This window comes from Gemmiger formicilis (genome assembly GCF_024462815.1).
In the GTDB taxonomy this organism is placed as follows: domain Bacteria; phylum Bacillota; class Clostridia; order Oscillospirales; family Ruminococcaceae; genus Gemmiger.
This window is the reverse complement of the sequence record NZ_JANGCG010000018.1, coordinates 33203-53513: the sequence shown is the minus strand read 5'-3', so window position 1 is coordinate 53513 and position 20311 is coordinate 33203. Positions and strand designations below refer to the sequence as shown.

Below are 20311 nucleotides of genomic sequence, written 5' to 3'. Positions count from 1 at the left end.
AGCAACTGACTCTTAATCAGTGGGTCCTGGGTTCGAGTCCCCGATGGTGCACCAAAAATAGCCTTACGGAAACGTAAGGCTATTTTCATAATGATTGTCGCTTTGTGGAGTGCTTTCATTTTGCCGTTGACTTCTGACCGAGTCAGCGGCTCTTTTTGTTTTGTAGGAGAAATTCAAGAACTTTTATTGTAAGAGAAACGGTGGCATATATGCAGCTGCCAATAAAAGTAAGTAGCAAAATTATTTCCTGAAAACTCAAGCGTTCACCTCCCTCATGATTTGGAGGCGACAATCAAGAGTAAATTATATCAGAAGGGGAGAGGACTGTCAAAATAAGCCCTCCTATTCCTCAATGGCGGTTTGTTGGTGCAATACCAATGAACCGCTTTTTTCATGCAAAAATTCCGGATGCCCAAAAGGCAACCGTTTATTATAGATTGTAGAATACAAAAATGGAGGTATTTTCCATGAGCATCATTATCGGCATCGACCACGGCTATTACGCTATCAAGACAGCGCATTGTTCATTTCCGGCTGGACTGACAAGCTATGGAGAACACGAACCCTAACCAAATTTATTCCGGCTCACGAAGGAAATTACACGAAAGACCGCAAAGCACAGGGTGGGACTATTTCTGAAATCACAATTCACCATTGCGCAAGCATTTTGACCATTGACGCGCTGGGCGCACTGTGGCAGCGTGAAGGACGAAAGGGGTCTTCCCACTACGGTGTTTCTGAAACCAGCATCGGCCAGTATGTCCACGAGAATGATGTGGCCTGGACGAACGGTAACTGGGAGGCAAACTGCCGCGCAGTTACGATTGAGACCTCTAACAGCGCTGGTGCTCCAGATTGGCCTGTATCGGATACGACGTTCAATACTCTTGTAACGATGGTTGCAGATATCGCCTGCCGCAACAGTCTGGGCAAATTAGTTAAAGGGAAAAACTTGACGTGGCACAGTATGTATGCAGCTACAGCTTGCCCTGGTCCCTACCTTTCCAACAAACTTCAGGAACTTGTTGATAAGGCCAATGCCATTAATGGATTTTAATTGTTTTCGGTTCTTGGTTTACAAAACCTTCTGCATAAGCTCTTTATTTAGTGAACGTTCAAAAAAGTGCCTGACGAGGTGCGAATGCCAATCAATCAAAGGAGTGAAAAAGCATGTATACTTTTGAAAGATTTTACTATTTTCGCCCATATCGAGGCAAAAGCAATTATTGGTTGAATCGCTATGGTATGGTGAGGGTGCTATCTCTAGCCATCAGAAAGCCACGCTTTATACGGCAACGGGGGCTGCGGATCAGCGACTTCAAGTTCACAAAGTCGATGGTGGGTGTCAGCTGATTTCGGCTCTTTCGACGGATTTTAAAGATGAGACGAAGATGTTTGGCTTGAACATCTATGGTAGTAAAGCAGGCAGCGTTTGCGATTTCTTCCCTGTGTATAACAATTTCGATGACGCGCTGATTGATTTGCTAACTGTTGATGCTGCCAATAGCCTGTATCGCATCAAACTAATCAAGCACAATCTTTATCTGACTCCGGCATCTAACGCGAACAATGCAGGGCTGACTTGGGAAACGGCATCTAACGCCGATAACCAGGTGTGGCAGCTTTGTGCATCACAGTCCAGCGGTGGTTCCAGTGGTGGCGATTCTACCAATAGTGGCGGTGGTGTAGGCCCGTACGGTGACTATGTTTATCCGACCGTTTCTCGGAAATATAGCAGAACGTATTCGTATTCTCACCCCGCAATGGATATTCGTGATATTGCCCAGGATCATAATGTATATGCAATTGCAGATGGTATCGTTGCATATACACAAAATTCCTCTGGCAGTTGGCAGCCGGGCACTACTAGTCACGATGACACGATGGAATCCATGGGCAATTGCATCGCAATCAATCACGTGAATCCATTTAATGGTCATTCTAACGATCGTTCTGGTGCATACGCAAGATCTATTTATATGCATATGGCAGAAAACCCGACTGTACGCCCCGGTGATACTGTTAAGAAAGGACAGATCATTGGCACCATTGGAACAACTGGTGTTTCTAGCGCAAATCATTTGCATTTTAGCATCAGTGTTGGCAACGGGAGCTCTTTGGCACCGGGCCAGACAGGCTGGATTCAAATTAAGCTCTTACCGGATTTCAACCCGGTATATGCATTCCCTGAGTATAGCCTCTAATGAATAACACTGCACAACAAAATCAATAGCGAAAAGGGACGTTTTGCTGAACTCCTGTGAGGTTAGGCAAGACGCCTCTTTTTGAAATATACCCAAAAAATCACTTTGTGGCAGAAGATTTATGCAAAGAAAGAAGCAAATACCGACTATATTGGTTCTCTGGATGAATAGCAAAAGTGTAATTCAAAACACCCAAATCCTTAACGTATCCGGGTTCTTTCCATATCATTTTTGCACTGCAAGAAAGTGTTTGACCATCTAACGAGATACTGTCTGAATCTAATTCGGCGTAAACATACCCAAAGTCATATGCGTCGCAAATTTGCGTCAATCCGTTTTCTGATTTTGGAAGATAGTTGCTGTAATCGAAGGAATCCCCGAACATAGAACGTAAAAGATTGAAATAATAGTCAGTGGGATAGCACGCGTAACCATTTGCATCTATTTCTTTTTTATCGGGAAATTTCTCCTGCAAATAAATCGAAGAAATCAACCAAAACTCGTATTGTTGGGGCGAATCATCATCATCGCAGGGTATATTGACTATATAGCCGAGGTGCGTGTCATTCCAATAATCCAGGAAAAGTTCTTTTTCTTCATTTGCTGAAAGTGCGCTTTCGGCGGAAGAAACATCATTATTATCAGAACTGGAATCTTCCTCGTGTGGTATTATGTTATCCGTCTCCGAAGAAGATGAACCGACATCAAATTCGGAATAACTTATTGGAGAATTAAAAGACAAGAACGAACAGCCAGTAAAAATAAAAATGAAAATAATGCCAAATAAAAGAACGTAGTATTTTTTCATCTTAATCTCCTTGAATCATGAATATCAATCTTGATTTTCCCAAATATTGGTTTACAAAAAGTACTTTCTATTCTCTTTACTTAATGAACGTTCAAACAAGTTCCTGACGAGGAGCAAATAAAAAAGAATAGGAGAATATTAAATGGCTTTTCAGTACAATCACTACTATGAAATCTATAACTCCAGTAGTGGCACATATGTAAACCTGAATGGCGACCATGAAAACAATGTGGTCAACAATGGTGAGAAGGTTACCGTATATGCCCGCACGAACAATCCCGACCAGCGTTGGGCACTCGAACGCTATGGCAGTGATAACCAAGTGCGAATCGTTCTTCAGCGCGGTGGCGGTTGGTATGCCCTGAATTACAACACCGAAAATACCAATTGTATCGTTTGGCACCTGAACTCCGCTGCGGACAAGGATACCGTTATTACGCTGGAACCGGCTGTAAGTTTCGGTGGCGTATATCGCCTGAAACTGGCGCAGCGTAATCTGTATCTTACCGTTGTAGGCTCTTCTCTGAAGTGGATGGCTTTTACTAACGAGAAGGACCAGATTTTCTCTTTTGTGGAACCCGGTGCCAATCCCGGCAGTGCAACTGGCAACGGTCTCTCGCTGCGATGCCCTGTTTCTTATTCCGGAATTAGTACGAAGTTTGTTGATGGTGGGCACCGCGGGGTAGACTATATTGCAAGTAAGGGTACTCCTGTTTATGCAGCAACAAGTGGGCGCGTAATTCGCGTCTATAGCTGGCAGGGATCCACAAACGAAGCTGCCGTTGACTCTATCGGCAATGCTGTTTTTCTGGAACATTTTGATAGCAAGGGTAACACTTGCGGAATGACCTGTTACTACCATCTGCGCGAGGCGCCTACTAGCTTGATTTCTGCCGACCAATATGTGGCGGAAGGCGATCTGATTGGCTATGTTGGCAATACTGGTAAAGTTGTTGCTATCAATGGCGATGGATCTCATCTTCATTTTGAGGTTAAAACGGGGACTTATTTCAACAACTCGACTGTTCAAGAACTGTATCATTCTGGTATTTGGGTGAACCCGCTCAATTATATTACGCACTAAAAAGATATAAAACACACCATTGAGATTGATAAAAAACAATTTCAATTCTGTTGAGAATGTTCCACAACTTTCTCCTTCTGGAATTTTGGCTATGCGTTAGAATTCCAGAAGGAGTTTTTCTATAAGCGAAAAACTCAAATAGTAACCCAAATGAACGATCCCGTAGCACAATCTTAGGAACATAATTCCACGCTCTGAAGCAGACAATATGGGGCATCTGTTTCAGCGTCTCGGAATTCAAAGGTGTAACGCAAAACGTGGTAATTTTCCCAAATACCGCGATCTTCAATTTTTAAAATAGGAGCAATTACATATATGGTCGTTCCATTTATTTGGATTTGAACATTGTCACTATCTACTCCATAGCCTCGGACGGCGATAATATCGGAGAAAGAATGTGCGGAAATTATGTGATTCGCATTATCATACTGCATAAAAAAGGCATACGGCCTTTGTTCATCAATCTGATTAAAGTCGATTGTAGTGCCAAAAAGTTTCTTTCCCCAATTTTCGACATCCGACTCTTTTAATGTGATTATTCCATTCGAGTTATCAATAATCAACGAATTGCTGCTACACATAAAGATGGCTGGGTCTATAATTTGATGACTTGCAAGACCTGACATCTCACAGGGCTCATACACATAAGATGCAAGAATTTCAAGATATATTTTGAAATAAGCAAGATTTTCCGGAATTGAAAAGAATTTCTGTGCTGTTGTATCAATAAGTTCTTCGGATTTATAATCGTTCGACTCATCTGTCGAAAAGGGTTCGTCAGATGTACTCGAAGAGGACGATAATGACTCCCGCATGGAATTGGAGGATTTCAAAACGGCATCGGATTCATTTGGCCCTTTGGAAGTGGTATCTGAAGATGATGATGGGATAGGAAAATTTTCAGAACTACTTGTGGAATCCTTGGACGGAAAAAATACACACTTCCAAAGACTGAAAAGTATAATACTACCAATAAATAACAAAATTAATTTCTTCATAGTTACTTATTCCTCACATAGGATACGTAGAAAATCCTTTGGGCAGCTTCAGAGGCAAGTATGCAGGTGAAAGCGTAGCATCCTGAAAAAGATTGGTGACATCACAGATATTGGCTTACAAAAAGTGTTTCCTATTCTCTTTACTTAATGAACGTTAAGTAATCGGAAAAACAACTTTAGCAATCGGATGCTTCATAACAGATACCTCCTTTGAATTTCTCTGCGAAACAGCCCGGAAAATTGAAAAGCGGTAACAGTATACGTGATGATTATTGCTTGATTCCCCAATAACGATGTAATTTTTCTAATGCAATCTTTTTGCATTTGTTTATGGCTTGCCGAGATTTCTTGTCTCTTGCAGCAATCTCCTGAATGCTATATTGACGGAAAAAGTGATCATAGATGACATGGTATTCGTCAGCTGTCAATGCACGTTGAAAATCCATCAGCAAGAGATTATTGTATGTATCAGACTCACCAAAGTTAGAATCAAACTGCAACGGATCGAAGTCTGACTTGTCTTCGATGGACACCGTTGGGATTTTGTGCTGGTTTTCCTTCGAAAGCGCAATATAATGATGATATATCGTCTTATTGATGTAGCTAATGATAATCCTTTAACTACGATTCGTCCGTACGGATACATGGCTGGCGAATAACGGGAACTGCATCGGGCAGTTCCCGTTTCTTATTTTTTGATTAAAACGCCATCGTCCATATCGTAAAGCGTTTGAAGCGGAGAGACTTCCCCACTAATAGTGACATAGTAAAAGTCGGTATTGTCTCCATGCTTGTCAATGATTTCATATTCGATAAATGGTTGTGATGTAATACCATCACCAGGAAATGATGTATCACGATACTTTACAGATAAAATCGGGTCATCTGAATATACCTTAACGGCGGCTTCCCGGTCCAAATGATAATAATCGTTATAATGAAGGCCTTGGAAAGATAATGTGTGCTGCCCATTGGTATATATGTAAACGCCTGCGGAGAGGCTTTGCTTTTGCATACCATTTAATCCAGCATAGTCGGAAACTCGCTGCATTGCTTCAGATGGGATAAAAACTCTTTTGTCATCGATATCATCAAAATTTTTATGCAACACAGATAATGAATAATCTACTTTTGAAATTTGATTATAAACGCCATCGGAAGCTGAAAGAAAAATGTCTTTAGGCTGCGTAATTATGGTTTTCCCTGTAGCTAAATCATCTTCAAAATAGGTAACTATATACCAGCCGGAATGACATTCCTCTGAATCTTTTCCAGAATAGGAGCCTTGATTATGAAATTGTAAAAGGCCTTCGCTCTCTCGGCCTAAGCTACCTTCTATCCGATATTCTTGTCCGTTTGAAGTAAAACAGATATATGATTTTTGCGGATACGTTTCAAAATGGCAATCAGTTACTACGCCTGTCAAATACTGCTCATGATTGGCTAAGAGCCAAAAAGATTCCGATGTATTACTAAGTGCTTCGTTTAAAACAGAAGACTCAGGCGTCGAAATAATTTGAGGTGTAGATGGCAAATCAGAAGCATTCTGTTTGGGGCTGTTTGAAGCAGGTGCTCTACTTTCAGAATAGCTCGAGTTGGAAGAAGATTGTGCTATGGTGATACCACATCCAGAAATCAAAATAGCAGTTAATGTAATTGAAATCATTGCGAGTGCTTTTGGGCTTTTCATAAATAGTCACTCCTTTTAGGCAAGAAATCCCATTATCATCAAGTTGAAAAACAGTAACACCACACATTTTGTTGGCGGTGTTGATTGCACCAGAAATGGTGCATCGGCTTCTGGACCCATTGTTTTAGATTCCGGCACCGGCAGTAAATATACGTTGCAAGAAGCCATGAATCGCAACTCGATGACAATGGTCGTGAATTATATCCTCACCCAGCGTCACTAATGCAATCAAAATTAAGAGGTACAGCAATGGAAATCCCCCCTTGCAAAGCAACCATAGCTGTATAATATGTTTGACTAGTTGCACCCCCTGGAGCTTTTGAGTGATTTTAAAATCACTCAAAGGCTCTTTTGGATGAATCTTAATCTTGGTATGCCTTAGTAGGGAACATCAAATTGAGAAAAACGCCATCCATCATCACTTCGAACCAGTGTAATTGAGTAATTTTTTGTGTTAGATATGAGCCCATCAAGAACCGCTTGCCGGAAGGCTTGGTTGCTTGATTCATCAATGGCATAGGTTGCAGTCACTTGGATAACAATTCTGTCAGCGGTATCTTCCTGCAAAGAAAAATCCATCAATGTTGAATCCTGGTTATATCCGGGGTCAAAGCCGCGCTCGGTCGAAATATAGTACATATTCCCCTCTATTGAGCGGAAATAGGTCACCCCATCGGAGGATAGATAATCGGAATCAAGAAAACTCTCGGTAAAAATACTGCGTAATGTGCTATATAACGAATCCCATTGCCGGTAATGATTTAGTGCAGGGGTGTATTCATATCCATCGACAGAAATGGTATCTGTATATGTTCGTGTGGTATCTGGATTATCGCAAGGAAAATATTGCGTATCATCAATGGCATAAGTACCGATGCGTATAAGCATCATTTTATAAGCGCGCAGATAAAGTAGCTTCTGCTCATCCGTTAAAAAATCAGGGACTGGTACTTGCAAATCTTGTGATGATAAATACGGCTCATCCTTAATGTCCGATGTCTGTGTACTGCCACCTTCAGAGCACGGCAACTCATTGCATGGCTCAAGTGCATATTCGTAGCCATCATCGGTGTAAAGGGTGTAACCGTTTGCATGGGTGAACAACTGGTTGTCTGTTTCTTCAGGTAAAAATGTGGATGAATTTTTGTGGCAGTTGTCAAAGCATACCCAAAACCAGCGGAACCCGTCATCTGGATTATCTGATAAAAAGCACTGTATGTAAAGTGTTTTTCCGTCACTGAAACATAGATTCCCGAACTTTTGCGTACCAGGGGCCGAAACCCAAGGCTGTCCGTTTTTAGTCAGACAGTTACCATTGTCAGTGAAATCCAGTGAGACAAAAGGGATGTCATAAATAGAATCATATTTCACAAGGTCATCTGCAGAAGCATTTTCGAGGCCATTCTCTTCTGAGGCATTTCCTAAAGGGGTATCAGATGGCGGTTGCGTTCCACCGGGAATGAATTCGACATTGCTTTCATCGTCAGCAGACAAATCCTCCGATGAAGACACCGATGTACTCTCTGATTTATGGAACGGTAATGTTACTGCACACCCGGAAGCAAAGACAGTGAGGAAAAATCCAAGCAAGAAAAGACACCGTTTTTTCATAATACATAACCTTCCAATGTTTTTTAAAATATTGGTTTACAAAAGCCTCTTCCTATTCTCTTTACTTAATGAACGTTCAAAAAAGCACCTGACGAGGTGCTAAACGACAGATTAAGCAAAGGAGAAACAAAATCTGGGAATTGATATCCGCGACAAGCATGCAGACCATGGTGTCTACGCATTTGCAGATGGTGTGGTTTCTTTCGTTCAAGACGATGCGCATCCGGCTTCTGGCGATGGGATGGCAACTATGGGGAACTGCATTGCAATTAACCATAACAATACCACCACAAATATGTCTGGCAAATACGCACGCACCCTTTACATGCATCTGCTGTCGGCTCCGACTTTGACTCCTGGTCAGCAAGTAAAAAAGGGTGACCGCATCGGTACGATTGGGAGTACGGGAAACTCTACCGGTCCGCACCTGCATTTCGGCCTATTTGTAGGTAACGATGCTCGAATGGCTCCCGGTGTGAAAGGCTGGACTTCAATTAGTCTTTTGCCGGTGGTAGACCCCATCAATGCATTGCCGTTTTATCATGTTGATAGGTCTTGATTGATATGTAACATCTGAAATTATTTACTAAAACTTTATTGGTAGGTACAGTAAAATTCCATCGTGGGTATTTGGTTGCTGTACCTGCTTTTTATTGTATACTTTTAACTTGCAAAATACGAATAGGTGAAAACTGATAAGAATTATTTTGGGAGAATACAATTTGCTCAAGATAAACTGTGGGATCCTCTCCCGGATTATAAAATTGATTTTCTAAGATAGCAGAATATTCTCCATTCCCTTTTAATAAGGTGTTCTCTTGGATAGTGGTTCCAGCCAATGAATTTTCATAGCCCCATGTTACGCAAAGCATTCCGTCCGGGGCGCGGTCAGATGCAGATTCAGCCAAAGAAGAAAAGTTGTATTGGATTCCAAACAGTTCATATGCGGCTTCTTCAAAATCGGAAATTGGAAAATAAGGCACACCATCTTCGTTGGTTTGCAAAGGAAGTCCTTTGTCGGAAGCGGCCTGTGTTAAGCAGAGGGATACAGCCCACCTTAAATACTGCCTGGACTCATCGGATTCAGACAAAATAACGATTGTATTATCCTCACTTAAAATACCTAATAACCGACTGCCGTTCAGAAAGTCTTCGATCTTGGCTAGGTCAATGTCGGAAGGAACGACTGATACCCAATCGGAGGTATCTATTTCCTTTGGTGCAGGATCATTGGACAATTCCGAATCTGATGCTGCGTTTGGCATACTCTCTACCGTAGGCGTAGACGAAGCTGATTCCTCCGACGCAGGAGATGGAGGAACTGGCGTTGTTACGGTGGAAGGGTGAGATGGGGTGGATGATGAAACAGATGTGGAAGGCGATTGGCAGCCTGCTAAAAGAAAAGCGCTTAAGGTAATCGGAAGAACAATTTTAGTAATCGGACGCTTCATAACAGATACCTCCTTTGAATTTTTCTGCGAAACAGCCCGGAAAATTGAAAAGCGGTAACAGTATACGTGATAATTATTGCTTGATTCTCCAATAACGACGTAATTTTTCTAATGCAATCTTTTTACATTTGTTTATGGCCTGCCGAGACTTGTTATCTCTGGCGGCAATTTCTTGGATGCTGTATTGACGGAAGTAATGGTCATAAATGATATGATACTCTTCGGCACTTAGCGCACGTTTAAGATCAAGCAGCAAGAGATTATTGTATGTATCGGATTCGCTGAATGCGGTGTCGAACTGCAAAGGATCATAGTCCGTTTGGATTTCAATCGAAACAGTGGGAAGCTGATGACGTTTCGCCTTAGAAAGTGCGATATAATGATGATATATTGCCTTGTTGATATAGCTTATGATAGCACCATCTGCGCTTATAATCAACTCGTTAAGTTGTAAATTTTTGGCGAAGGATAGTAAGAAACATTGAAAATCCGGCAACGCATCCTCTGATTGCAGGAAGAATGCATATTTCTTGAGCAGGGGAGAAAACTTCTCCAAAAGAGCGAGTGCCTGCTCACGGTCACCATTTTGAATATGCCATCGCATGGCAAGATGTCCTGGCGGTTTTTGCTTCCTATGTCAGCGGCGCAGAAGATGGCGCCCCTGTGGCCTATTTGGATGAAGAAAATCTGGATCGACTGCGCACCACACTTTGGGATATGAATGAGGTGGATCACCGCATCGAAGCGCAGAGCCATGATGTCGAGGTGCCGGGTGAAGAAGGAAATACTTCAACAGAGACCATCACCGAAACGGTCTTGGTGATCGAACTGACCCACAGGTCCCCGGAAGAAATGAGAGATGAATACGACTTTAATGCCCGACAGAACGAGTACCTGAGCCTGTTGCTGGCGGAGAATACCGCCCCACTATGGGGCAAACTGCTGGGTGGTTTTTCCACGGGTGGCGGTGAGGTGATGACACCGGGCAGCGATGCGTCGCTGGCGGATGGACGCCTCCAGTGGCCGCTGCCGGTGCCGGGCACAATCACATCCCCTCAAGGATACCGTACCGACCCGATTACCGGCGAAGTCAGCTACCACAGCGGTACCGACATCGCGGTGCCAGAGGGCACGCCGATCCTTGCGGCTGCCAACGGCACAGTGACCATCGCCAACGGGCTGGACAGTTGGGGCGGCAGTTACGGTTACCACGTCAAGCTGGACCACGGCGGCGGGCTGACTACACTGTACGCGCACTGCTCCAGCATCTGTGTCACGGTGGACCAGCAGGTCAAAGCTGGGCAGGTCATTGCCTATGTGGGGCATACCGGCCGCACAATGGGACCGCATCTGCATTTCGAGGTGCATGGGTGATCGGACGTGCCCACGCCAAGAAGGCGATGATGGCAAATACAATGCTGCCAAGTGTGGCGGCTATGACTTGCAGCACGTTGACTTTGAGATGCACATCCCTTGCTGTGGGCCATAGAGCAAACCATTCCTGCAAGCGCTCTCCGGCTGCCGAAACGAGTGAACTCCACGCTGCCATACTGCCCCACTGGTTCGGTATGAGCCAACCGGGCAGCGCAGATAACCACATGGGCAACAAGCAGACGAAAAGTAAGGCAACGATGAACATCATGAGTTCTCGCTGCTTTTTATTCCAGAATATCCGGAACAGGACGTTCCATAGACACCCTACAAGCAGAAGTATCACGGGCATCCCTGTCAATGCGTCCAACAGCCAAGCGACTGCGGCGTCACATAACAGTTGGTCTGGCTGCTCCAAACCACTGCCAGCTATAAATTTCTGAACGCTCTGAGAAGGGTTGCCCAAGGAAATATGGGTCAGTTCGATATAGCGGAACGCATCGGAACTGCCTGCTCCGTAGAGAACTCGGTCGGAATTGCCGGAAAAAATGCCACATACTTCGTAACTTCGCGCATTCTCCGTGTCGGGGTCCAGTGTTAATATTTGTCCCAACACGTCTGTACTGCCCCATAGATCCCAAGCAAGTGAGATACTGACGGAGCATTGACTGGTATCCCCATCACCTGGAGCTGTGCCATACAGGTAATTTGCCGCATACGCTGCCGATGCCGCTCCATAAAATCCAATGCTGCATACTTCTTGGATGGTCCGTTGACTGGCGGCAGCTTGAACGCTGCTCTCATTCTCCGTCCAGAATGTAGCAAAAATCCCGCCCTCGTTTTGCTCGCTCTGCGCATACGCACGGGCTTTCATTACCTGATCGCTCCGTAGTGCCTGAACATATCGTAAACTAGCCCCCGGACTGATTTGCTGGGCTTCGGCAGCTGCCCGCACAGCAAGCCACAGACACAGCACATATAACCCCAGCCAGAGCAGCACGATCAAACGCTTACGCATCGATCCGCACCTGCGCTCCGGCAGAAAGTGGTTTACTACTGGCACTGACGATCTGTTCCTTTCCATCCAGTGCACCAGAAACGCGTACGACCCCATCCCCGCGTTCATCGATGGTGACAGGGAGACGTATCAAAACGTTCTGTGCCCCCAGCACGGTGTTTTTCGTTTCTACAAGATAAACAAAGTCTCCTGTATTATCGCTGTTGACTGCGGTAGCCGGCAGGCAAAGCCCACTTTCGCCACTCGTGGTAGTGACTGTAATGGTAGCAGTTCCGACTTTCCATTGTGACCCTGATACCGTGAACTGCGCCATATCCGATTCGATACTTTCCAAAGCGGCGCTCCCTGTGGTCTGACCCTGTTTTACCGAAATAGTGCACCCCGACTGTATCAAGGTACTTTGCGCAGAGGTAACAGGGGTAATAAGGGTATAACTTTGCTCACCAGCGGCAAGCAGACCTGCAACTGCGGAACTGGTTTCTCCGGGTACTAAGGAAATCTCGGTAATGATTCCATCTGCTGGAGCAGAAAAGTTGCCCGAAGCATCCTTTAGCGCAGTCAGATCTGCAAGTTTTTGCTTTTCTTGACGAATCTGAGTCAAAAGCACTTCGGCGCTGGCGAGATCGGAACGGTTGGATTCCGCTAAATCGGCCGCCTCTTTTTCGTAACTGTGCTGGGCACTGTTGCGGGAGTCCTCTGCACTTTGGGCGGCAGCCAGTGCATTTCGCTGTTCGCTTTCTGCCGTTTGCTGAGCGCTTTCTAAATCGTTTTGTGCCTGTTGGACCGCAGCCTGTGCATTACTCAATTCGTTTTGCCAATCGGAGTACTTTTGCTCTGTTTCAGTCTGTTCCGGAGTGGCCATTTCCCAGTATGAATCTTCAAAAGGCCGCTGCGGCTCACGGCCTTCCACTTCACTCAATGCCTTGCGGGCGCTGTCTAAGGCTTCCTGGGCACTGGCGATAGCCTGTTCGTTTTCGGTAACTATTTGCTGATAATTGGAATAGGCACGGTCTAACTGTTGTTGTGCCTGCTGCCATGCGAACGAATCGGCAACGTCTGCATTCGTAAGCTGGTCAGCCTGCACCTGGTGCTGCTCCAAAGAAGCTTGGAGCTGGTCGATCGCAGTATCAATATCGTCTACCGAAAGGACGGCCAGTGTTTGCCCCTGCGTGACCGAATCGCCTGGCTGGACAAGGACCTGTTCTATGAGCAGCCCTTCCGGAAGAGTCAAGGGGGTACCTGCTCCGGGAGAGAGCTCCCCTGACAAAATGAAACTCTGGCTGACGGTTCCCTGATAAGGGTTGGTCACAGTGACAACAGGGGTCGTGGCTGCTGCTGTTCCACGTACAAGCAGCGTCAAAATGAGCATGACACCCAGAAAACGAAGAAAATCAATGCCCGCACGTGACTGATTCGTACTGTTTTCGGAGATGGCGTGAAGGCGCCGTTTTAGTTTATGTATGATTTCCAAATTCGTCATCCTTTCACAGCCCCTGCAGCGAGACCGGTTTCAAGGTAGGTTTGCCCAAAGCGGAAAACCAGTACAGAAGGAGCCAGCATCAATAAACTGGCCGCCATTGATAAACCTAATTGTTCAGTGTCAAGATTGGTGAGATAGAGGGACAAGGGCCAATATTGTGGGGATTTCAAAAAGGTTATGGGTTGTTCAATAGCATTCCAGGCATCAAGGAATCCCAGGGTCAGTGCAGAAATGATCCCAGGTACACCAAGCGGGATACCGATGTTCCAAAAGCGGTGCCAATGGTTAGCTCCGTCTATAGCTGCGGACTCCAATACTTCTCTCGGTATTGCGTCAAAGCCGCGCTCCATAATGAAAACCGGAAAAGTTGAGAAGATACCGGGCAAAATGACAGCCCAGGGGGTATCCAATAGACCGAATTGACGTAGAACCAGATAACTGGGAACCATTGTGACCTGGAAAGGCAATAGCATTAAAACGATATACAAACCGCGAACCGCCCCTCGGCCGTGGAAACGCAGTCTGCTGATGGCCCACGCAGCCGGTGCGCCTACCAATAACTGGCCTGCCACTTGAGTGACGGATTGCTCCATACTGTTCCAGAACATCACAAAAAACTGCGGTGTATCCAACAAGAGCGTCAGCAAAGGTTCCAAAGTGGGCCAGGTCGGCAGAATATGCCAGGTAGCGAAGCCATTGTGCAGCCCCAGCGCAGGGCCTACCGTCAGCTCCAACTCCTCTTCCGGCATCAGAGCACCGGTGCAGAGAAACCAAAGCGGCCACCATACCAGCAGCGCGGCCGGGATCAGGCAAACCCAAATCCAGTGACCTCGTTTGGCTTTATTCTTCTTTTGCACAGTGATCCCACCATTTCAACAAGGCCAGAATTCCAGCCAACAGTACCAATGCCACCAATATGGCGGCCGCCGCCAAGCGTGGCAAGTCCAAACTCAAAAACCAGTTATTAAATAGATGCTGAAGCAAATAAATGCTCTGTTGTGGATAACGCCCAGCTACCAGATACGCCTCGCGAAAGACCTTGAACGCATTGAGCAAACTTAAAATCAGGGTCAGCACCAGAGTAGGCTGAAGTGCAGGCCAAGTAATGTGGCAAAACTGCTGCCAAGGGCCTGCGCCATCCACACGGGCCGCCTCATACTGATCTGCAGGGATAGCTTCTAAGCCGGTCGCCCAAAGAACCTGTGTGTAACCACAGTTTTTCCACAGATAGGTCGCTGTTAAGACCCAAAATGCCGCTCCCGTCCCCATAAAGTCGACAGGCTGCGCACCCAGCCATGTCAACCAGCCATTGCATAGCCCCTGGCGGGAAAAAAGTGTTTGCCAGAGAAGAACTATACTGGCTACAGGGATAGCAATAGGAAGCAGAAAGGTGGTCTTAAAAACGCGCGCGGCCTTTGTTTCTTGCAAGGGGCGGCTGTGAAGGACCAGGGCAAGAATCAGACTCCCGGATAGAAGAAGGGGCAGGCAAATACCCAGGAAACGAGCGGTGTTGGCTACGGCCAGCTGGAAAGCGTCATTCTGTAAAACAGAATCATAATTGGAAAAACCTACCCACGTACTTCCCATCGTGTCGAACATGCTGCGCCGGATCGTCTCGACAAATGGCAGCAAAACGAACAAAAGAACCCCGATCAAACTTGGAAGCAGGAACAACCACGCAGCCCGGTTCTCTTGAGAGGCGGTCGTGTGCCGGCTTCGCAAACGCCTATCGTTGTTCCGCATAATACAGGCTCGCCCGCTGCAGGATGTTGGCTATGGTGGTCTCCAGATCCTGATTGCCACTATACAGTTGGGAGGCTTCGTCGTAGACGAGTTCCTTCAAACTCAAGTCCGTATTGGCGGGGGTGGTCAGTTGAGCACATACGGTGTCTAAGCCCAATTCAGCAGGCGTGGGAAGGTCACTGCTGCCGCCTGTTGTGCGCATCTGCACTCCTTCACGAACAAAATAACCATTAAAACTGCCCCGGTCGGCTACTTGCTCATTTTCGCAGTCCAGCATGGTCTGGATAAATTCCACACCGGCATCTATCTGATCAGAAGTATTCAGCACCCCCATAGTCATAGCGGGAACGAACACGTCGCCCGGAAAGGGGCAAATTAAAGCCGGGACCGCTTGTGTTTCGCTGACCATATAAATGTAGGTCAGCAAATAATCGGTGGGGCAGCCGGTCGCACAATCGGCGGGGTCCTGTGGGCGTGCGTACCAATTCATGCTGACTGGAATATCTACAGCCAAATGCTGGCCATCAGAAGTGCCTGCTGTATCTTCACCATCGCCAAATAGCGGGTCAAATTCAGAAGTGATGTTTTGTGCTTGAACGACTGCTTCGGTAACAGTTAAAAATTCACGCAGAGCGCTTTCGTTTACTTCTTGCGCGCCAAGCGCAAAGATGGACGCACTGGAAGCGGGGTACAGTTCATTGAACAAGTTGTAATAGCCGTCATAGTGGAAATTTGACTTTACACAAAGCAGATCCTGCAAATCAGTCAAACACTGCGCCTGCGATAGCGGTTCGGCGTTTTCCTGCGACTTGCAATAAAGCAAGCCGGGACGGAATAAAAGCGGCAGTGCCCAACAGCCATCCGAATCTGTATAACAATTTACAATGTTCTTATAGCAATCATCGGTGTCAACCTGACTTAAATCGGCCAAAATCCCCTAATCTATATAGGACTCGATCGGCAGCCCATCAAATACAAGCACATCTGGCCCCTCTCCTGCGAAGATCTCCACATTGAGGGTTCGAATAACATCATCAAGCGTCATTCCGTTATTTATGCTGTCCTGCCCGTATTCCACTGTGATGGTCTGCTCTGGATGCTGGGCCGCGTAAGCATTGATGCCCTCCCGCAGGAGAAAACTGTCTTCCATAGCCCAGATAACCAACTCACTGCCAGAAGGAATCGTCGCTTCCGCATCGTAGTGATAGCGGTAAAGCTGCGCATGATTGTTGCCATCCATCCCGCTGACCCAATAGCTGCCGTCTTGATCCACAACAAGCTGTTGTTTTATAAACTCGTTGCTTGCGAGTACAAAACTGCGATTGTCAGCGAATGTTTGCTGCAGCATGCCATCTAGGGCGAGCTGATGGATTCCGTTACTGTCGGCCCAGGTCAAAATACCGCTGTTTACAGAAGCGGCACATGTTGAGGGCAGGGACTCGGCAAGGGGCAGTTGATATTGCTGCAAAGTATTTCCGCTGTTTGCATCAAAGACAGTCAGGTTCGTGCTGCCAGTAACAAAAGCGTAAACTTTCCCCTCTGAATACAGGACCGGGCTGCCGTAAAAGCCGGGGGTTATCGTTGTAACCTGGCGCGTGGCGCAGTCGATCAGTACGAAAATGGTGGATTCTGCCACTTGCACTGTCAGAAATACTTTCCCGTCATCGGTCAGCCGGAGTCCAACTGGTAGAGCGCCGGACTGCAGCAGGCTATCTACCTCTACGGGCTCTAATGCATTCGCGTCTTGACCGGTACAAAGCGAATACTGCCCGTCGCTGTTTCTTGTGACAGCCCAAATCGAGCCGTCATCTGCGATGTCCACATAGTTTGGGGCGTTGGCAGGCATGTCGCTTTCCTGCAGAACAGTCCATGTAGAGGATTCAAACTGTAAGAGCTGACGTTTACCCGTTGAGTTTAATCCGACCAGGAGGACGTTTCCATCCTGATCGATCCGCAGATCGTAAAAGCGGCTATATGTATCGGGCGGGTTTTCGGACATAGACTCTTGAACATAGGCGCCTGTAGCCGTACCTGTTTTTGAAATTTCCGTGGATTGTGAATCGGCAGATGCGCTGGAAGATTCACTGGCCGGAGCGGAAGTCTCGGCAGCATCCGAGGGCGAGCTTCCGCATGCGGATAAGGCCGACACTATCATCAGGGCTGATAGTGTTGCAGATAAGAGTTTTTTTCCGATTTGCTTCATGATGGTTGACTCCCTTCGAAATTTGCTTTACACTGATTGTAACGGATGCACACTTAAATTATCCTGAATTTTTTCAAAACAGAGGACGAAAATGAAAATTCTTTTGGTAGAAGATCATGATGCTTTGCGGCACAATATCGAGGCTGTTCTGAAAAGCGAAGGATATACGGTGGTTTCTTGCGCTGACGGAATAGATGCCGAATTTCAAATTATGAACAATAGCAGTGATCTGATCCTGCTGGATCGGATGCTGCCTGGCCAGGACGGTCTGACCATAACTCGAAAGGCGCGGGCGCAGGGCATTACGACGCCTATTCTGATGCTTACTGCGTTGGACAGTCTTGGGGATAAAGTCAGCGGGCTGGACGCAGGAGCCGATGATTATATCGTAAAACCATTTGCCATGGAAGAATTGCTGGCTCGTTTGCGGATCTGGTCGCGGCGGTCGGTCCCCCTGGAAGATCCAAGTCAATTGGATTTTGGTGATCTTTGCTACCAGCCAGGAGTTCGGTTGCTCAAAGGGCCGGAAGGAGAGGAAATCCTGCCGAAGCGGTTGGCACAGTTGATGGAACTCCTTTTGCGAAGCGCGGGCACTCCCATTACCAGAAGTGTTATTTTCAATCGGATTTGGGGGCCGGATGCAGAGGTGACGGATGCGGTGATCGACACCTATATCCATTTGGTTCGGCAGCGGCTGATACATCTGCATTCAAAAGTTAAAATCATAAACAGCCGGGGGACCGGCTACCAGTTGCAATATGAAGCAGAAGAATAGAACAAAATCTTCCCGAAAAGAAATATATCGTCATTTGCAGTACCGGATAACCGCTTTTTGCGCAATTTTGACCGGTTTGGTGCTCTTTATCGCCTGTGCTATTTCATTTCATGCGGCAAAGAGAGAGATTCAGAGTGCTGCACAGTCGTTGTTTCTGTCTCAAAGCCAAACCGCGAATGCGTACTTGTCGGCACCAGGAAGTGTGGATACGCAGAGCCTGTTGCAGTTTGCAGAACAATGTGATCTATCCGTGGCCGTTGTTGATGGGGGAACATTGCTCACGTTCACGCCCACACTGACGGCAGAAATGCGGGATGCTCTTTTGGCAGAACTGAAAGAAGATGCCGTAGGGGAAACGCTGTATTCATCAAAGGCCCAGAGCGGGACCTTTGTCCTGACCGCCGCAGGAAAAGAATGGCGGGCGGCACTGCAAAATCATTCTGCTTCAACGACGCAGTGGTATAATGTGCTTGTATTGCAACCAATGACAACGGATGTTTCCGGGATGATGCGCCTGCTTGTTCAATATGCGGTCGTTTTTTGCATTGCATGGGCGGCACTGATCATAGTTGCCGCATGGCTGTCCAAGCGAGTGATCCGCCCGGTAGAAGCAGCGCATACAGAGCAGCTGCGTTTTTTAGCTGGCGCCAGCCATGAATTGAAAACCCCTCTTGCAGTGATTTCCACTTCTGTTGATCTGTTGCGGCGCGGAGTATCCGACCCGGAAGAACCCTGTCAAACCATCCAGCGCGAGACCCGCCAAATGGCAAGGCTGATCGACGATATGCTGGTTCTTACCAATGGTGGTACCGGGCGCTGGGAATTACAACTACAGCCCTTGGTGCCGGAAGATATTTCGATGTCTGTTTATGAAAAGTTTGTTCCCATTTTTGCACAGAAAGCGCAGGAACTGACCTTGCAGCTGCCGGATACGGCACTGCCATCTGTTTTTGCGGATGAGCAGCGCCTGGAGCAGATACTCTCCATCTTGCTGGATAATGCGCATTCCTATGCCCCGGAGGGAAGTTCTGTTCAGCTGCGGGTCGATCAGTGTGAGGAAGGGAAAACACGGTTCTGGGTGGTAGACCACGGGCCGGGTATCCCGGACGAGGAAAAGCAAGCGGTTTTCCACTACTTTTATCGCAGGGAGGCGCAGCAACAGCAGGCACCAAACAAAGCCGGGCATTATGGCTTGGGGCTGTCTGTAGCAACAGAATTGGCCAGGTTGCAGCAAGGTTCGCTGACCGTGCTCGACACGCCGGGCGGTGGCGCGACTTTCTGTCTTACGGTGTGTAGTGCATAAAGATAGAAACTGACAAAAGGCAGGCTCAAGGAGCCTGCCTTTTGTCGGCGGTTCGGATTTAACCGTCGGGCAGTGTGCGGCTGATACCGATAAAACTAAGCAGCAAAATTATTTCCTGAAAACTCAAGCGTTCACCTCACTCATAATTTGGAGGTGACAATCAAGAGTAAATTATATCAGAAGGGGAGAGGACCGTCAAAATAAGCCCTCCTATTCCTCAATGGCGGTTTGTTGGTACAATACCGAGGTATGAAACGACCGCAATATGTTTTCCGCCCGAACCTCAATGAACCGCAACACCGCCGCGTGTGGGCGTTGCTGCAGCAGATGCCACCAGCCAAACGCAAAGAGTTTCTGGTACAGAGCATCCTTGCGGCGGAGCAGGCGGATAGGCTGGAGAAAAGCATCCGCAAGGTGGTGCGGGAAGAGTTGCAGGCAGTCAACATAACCAACGCTGTTCCCAGCTCACCGCCAGACGATGCGATTCCGACTGCAGCGATTTCTTTTTTGGATTCACTTTAGGGGGGTGGTTCCAATGCGCTGATTATGGGACAAGGGGATAAAAATGGTGC

General features: G+C 46.8%; 21 protein-coding genes. 8 read left to right on the top strand and 13 right to left on the bottom strand.

The features are described 5' to 3' along the window. Window positions 1–526: 526 nt before the first annotated feature. Both NE623_RS12510 and NE623_RS12505 read left to right on the top strand, forming a co-directional pair. Window positions 527–1057, top strand: coding sequence for a peptidoglycan recognition protein family protein (locus NE623_RS12510; protein WP_442490241.1), 531 nt, complete (start codon window positions 527–529; stop codon window positions 1055–1057). 169 nt (window positions 1058–1226) lie between these two features. Then, a complete protein-coding gene (locus tag NE623_RS12505) occupies window positions 1227–2204 on the top strand; it encodes a M23 family metallopeptidase (RefSeq protein WP_256273378.1) in 978 nt (325 codons plus the stop codon). A gap of 100 nt (window positions 2205–2304) precedes the next feature. On the opposite strand, the gene NE623_RS12500 is transcribed toward NE623_RS12505, so the two are convergent. Continuing rightward, the gene (locus tag NE623_RS12500) at window positions 2305–3012 is read right to left on the bottom strand and encodes a hypothetical protein (protein ID WP_256273379.1); all 708 of its coding nucleotides are present in this window, start codon (window positions 3010–3012) and stop codon (window positions 2305–2307) included. Window positions 3013–3154: 142 nt separating this feature from the next. On the opposite strand from NE623_RS12500, the gene NE623_RS12495 reads away from it, so the two are divergent. Then, window positions 3155–4096 carry a peptidoglycan DD-metalloendopeptidase family protein gene (locus NE623_RS12495; RefSeq protein WP_256273380.1) on the top strand — a complete coding sequence of 314 codons (942 nt, stop codon included), beginning with the start codon at window positions 3155–3157 and terminating at the stop codon, window positions 4094–4096. Between the two features lie 173 nt (window positions 4097–4269). Here NE623_RS12495 and NE623_RS12490 read toward each other — a convergent pair whose 3' ends face one another. From NE623_RS12490 to NE623_RS12475, 4 genes are all read right to left on the bottom strand, one after another. Beyond that, on the bottom strand, window positions 4270–5094 hold the full coding sequence (locus NE623_RS12490; RefSeq protein WP_256273381.1) for a hypothetical protein: 825 nt from the start codon (window positions 5092–5094) through the stop codon (window positions 4270–4272). 269 nt (window positions 5095–5363) lie between these two features. Next, window positions 5364–5627, bottom strand: coding sequence for a sigma factor-like helix-turn-helix DNA-binding protein (locus tag NE623_RS12485; RefSeq protein WP_256273382.1), 264 nt, complete (start codon window positions 5625–5627; stop codon window positions 5364–5366). 155 nt (window positions 5628–5782) lie between these two features. Beyond that, entirely contained in the window at window positions 5783–6784 is a 1002-nt protein-coding gene (locus NE623_RS12480) for a hypothetical protein (RefSeq protein WP_256273383.1), read from the bottom strand. Window positions 6785–7162: 378 nt separating this feature from the next. Next, a complete protein-coding gene (locus NE623_RS12475; RefSeq protein WP_256273384.1) occupies window positions 7163–8395 on the bottom strand; it encodes a hypothetical protein in 1233 nt (410 codons plus the stop codon). 133 nt (window positions 8396–8528) lie between these two features. Here NE623_RS12475 and NE623_RS12470 point away from each other — a divergent pair, with 133 nt between their 5' ends. Then, window positions 8529–8954 (top strand): M23 family metallopeptidase, encoded by a 426-nt coding sequence (locus NE623_RS12470; RefSeq protein WP_370866750.1) that lies wholly within the window; start codon window positions 8529–8531, stop codon window positions 8952–8954. Window positions 8955–9045: 91 nt separating this feature from the next. Here NE623_RS12470 and NE623_RS12465 read toward each other — a convergent pair whose 3' ends face one another. Both NE623_RS12465 and NE623_RS12460 read right to left on the bottom strand, forming a co-directional pair. Further along, on the bottom strand, window positions 9046–9846 hold the full coding sequence (locus NE623_RS12465) for a hypothetical protein (RefSeq protein WP_256273385.1): 801 nt from the start codon (window positions 9844–9846) through the stop codon (window positions 9046–9048). Window positions 9847–9919: 73 nt separating this feature from the next. After that, window positions 9920–10450: a sigma factor-like helix-turn-helix DNA-binding protein gene (locus tag NE623_RS12460; RefSeq protein WP_256273387.1), complete on the bottom strand. Its 531-nt coding sequence runs from the start codon at window positions 10448–10450 to the stop codon at window positions 9920–9922. 248 nt (window positions 10451–10698) lie between these two features. Here NE623_RS12460 and NE623_RS12455 point away from each other — a divergent pair, with 248 nt between their 5' ends. After that, window positions 10699–11220: a M23 family metallopeptidase gene (locus tag NE623_RS12455; RefSeq protein ID WP_256273388.1), complete on the top strand. Its 522-nt coding sequence runs from the start codon at window positions 10699–10701 to the stop codon at window positions 11218–11220. Here NE623_RS12455 and NE623_RS12450 read toward each other — a convergent pair. The 6 genes from NE623_RS12450 to NE623_RS12425 are packed head-to-tail and all read right to left on the bottom strand — an operon-like array spanning window position 11153 to window position 17661. Further along, on the bottom strand, window positions 11153–12235 hold the full coding sequence (locus tag NE623_RS12450) for a hypothetical protein (RefSeq protein WP_256273389.1): 1083 nt from the start codon (window positions 12233–12235) through the stop codon (window positions 11153–11155). The two genes, NE623_RS12455 and NE623_RS12450, sit on opposite strands and share 68 nt — an antisense overlap. After that, window positions 12228–13715, bottom strand: a complete 1488-nt coding sequence (locus NE623_RS12445; protein WP_256273390.1) for a biotin/lipoyl-binding protein — start codon at window positions 13713–13715, stop codon at window positions 12228–12230. The genes NE623_RS12450 and NE623_RS12445 overlap by 8 nt, the downstream gene beginning before the upstream one ends. After that, on the bottom strand, window positions 13712–14572 hold the full coding sequence (locus NE623_RS12440; protein ID WP_256273391.1) for a carbohydrate ABC transporter permease: 861 nt from the start codon (window positions 14570–14572) through the stop codon (window positions 13712–13714). Before NE623_RS12440 ends, NE623_RS12445 begins: the two co-directional genes overlap by 4 nt. Then, window positions 14556–15458 (bottom strand): carbohydrate ABC transporter permease, encoded by a 903-nt coding sequence (locus NE623_RS12435; protein WP_256273392.1) that lies wholly within the window; start codon window positions 15456–15458, stop codon window positions 14556–14558. Before NE623_RS12435 ends, NE623_RS12440 begins: the two co-directional genes overlap by 17 nt. Next, on the bottom strand, window positions 15442–16389 hold the full coding sequence (locus NE623_RS12430; protein WP_256273393.1) for a hypothetical protein: 948 nt from the start codon (window positions 16387–16389) through the stop codon (window positions 15442–15444). Before NE623_RS12430 ends, NE623_RS12435 begins: the two co-directional genes overlap by 17 nt. A 6-nt stretch (window positions 16390–16395) precedes the next feature. After that, the gene (locus NE623_RS12425) at window positions 16396–17661 is read right to left on the bottom strand and encodes an SMP-30/gluconolactonase/LRE family protein (protein ID WP_256273394.1); all 1266 of its coding nucleotides are present in this window, start codon (window positions 17659–17661) and stop codon (window positions 16396–16398) included. Between the two features lie 91 nt (window positions 17662–17752). On the opposite strand from NE623_RS12425, the gene NE623_RS12420 reads away from it, so the two are divergent. The 3 genes from NE623_RS12420 to NE623_RS12410 all read left to right on the top strand — a co-directional run bounded on the left by NE623_RS12420 (window position 17753) and on the right by NE623_RS12410 (window position 20261). Then, a complete protein-coding gene (locus tag NE623_RS12420) occupies window positions 17753–18436 on the top strand; it encodes a response regulator transcription factor (protein ID WP_256273395.1) in 684 nt (227 codons plus the stop codon). Then, on the top strand, window positions 18420–19739 hold the full coding sequence (locus tag NE623_RS12415) for a sensor histidine kinase (protein WP_256273396.1): 1320 nt from the start codon (window positions 18420–18422) through the stop codon (window positions 19737–19739). The genes NE623_RS12420 and NE623_RS12415 overlap by 17 nt, the downstream gene beginning before the upstream one ends. A 249-nt stretch (window positions 19740–19988) precedes the next feature. Further along, complete coding sequence (locus NE623_RS12410) at window positions 19989–20261, top strand: plasmid segregation centromere-binding protein ParR (RefSeq protein ID WP_256276158.1); 273 nt, start codon at window positions 19989–19991, stop codon at window positions 20259–20261. Window positions 20262–20311: the final 50 nt, after the last annotated feature.

What these genes read in the sequence shown, in the direction of transcription:
- NE623_RS12420 (WP_256273395.1), top strand. Translation starts at nt 17,753, where the DNA reads ATGAAAATTCTTTTGGTAGAAGATCATGATGCTTTGCGGCACAATATC.
- NE623_RS12465 (WP_256273385.1), bottom strand. Translation starts at nt 9,846, where the DNA reads ATGAAGCGTCCGATTACTAAAATTGTTCTTCCGATTACCTTAAGCGCT.
- NE623_RS12490 (WP_256273381.1), bottom strand. Translation starts at nt 5,094, where the DNA reads ATGAAGAAATTAATTTTGTTATTTATTGGTAGTATTATACTTTTCAGT.
- NE623_RS12495 (WP_256273380.1), top strand. Translation starts at nt 3,155, where the DNA reads ATGGCTTTTCAGTACAATCACTACTATGAAATCTATAACTCCAGTAGT.
- NE623_RS12415 (WP_256273396.1), top strand. Translation starts at nt 18,420, where the DNA reads ATGAAGCAGAAGAATAGAACAAAATCTTCCCGAAAAGAAATATATCGT.
- NE623_RS12450 (WP_256273389.1), bottom strand. Translation starts at nt 12,235, where the DNA reads ATGCGTAAGCGTTTGATCGTGCTGCTCTGGCTGGGGTTATATGTGCTG.
- NE623_RS12475 (WP_256273384.1), bottom strand. Translation starts at nt 8,395, where the DNA reads ATGAAAAAACGGTGTCTTTTCTTGCTTGGATTTTTCCTCACTGTCTTT.
- NE623_RS12455 (WP_256273388.1), top strand. Translation starts at nt 10,699, where the DNA reads ATGAGAGATGAATACGACTTTAATGCCCGACAGAACGAGTACCTGAGC.
- NE623_RS12460 (WP_256273387.1), bottom strand. Translation starts at nt 10,450, where the DNA reads ATGCGATGGCATATTCAAAATGGTGACCGTGAGCAGGCACTCGCTCTT.
- NE623_RS12500 (WP_256273379.1), bottom strand. Translation starts at nt 3,012, where the DNA reads ATGAAAAAATACTACGTTCTTTTATTTGGCATTATTTTCATTTTTATT.
- NE623_RS12410 (WP_256276158.1), top strand. Translation starts at nt 19,989, where the DNA reads ATGAAACGACCGCAATATGTTTTCCGCCCGAACCTCAATGAACCGCAA.
- NE623_RS12480 (WP_256273383.1), bottom strand. Translation starts at nt 6,784, where the DNA reads ATGAAAAGCCCAAAAGCACTCGCAATGATTTCAATTACATTAACTGCT.
- NE623_RS12425 (WP_256273394.1), bottom strand. Translation starts at nt 17,661, where the DNA reads ATGAAGCAAATCGGAAAAAAACTCTTATCTGCAACACTATCAGCCCTG.
- NE623_RS12435 (WP_256273392.1), bottom strand. Translation starts at nt 15,458, where the DNA reads ATGCGGAACAACGATAGGCGTTTGCGAAGCCGGCACACGACCGCCTCT.
- NE623_RS12445 (WP_256273390.1), bottom strand. Translation starts at nt 13,715, where the DNA reads ATGACGAATTTGGAAATCATACATAAACTAAAACGGCGCCTTCACGCC.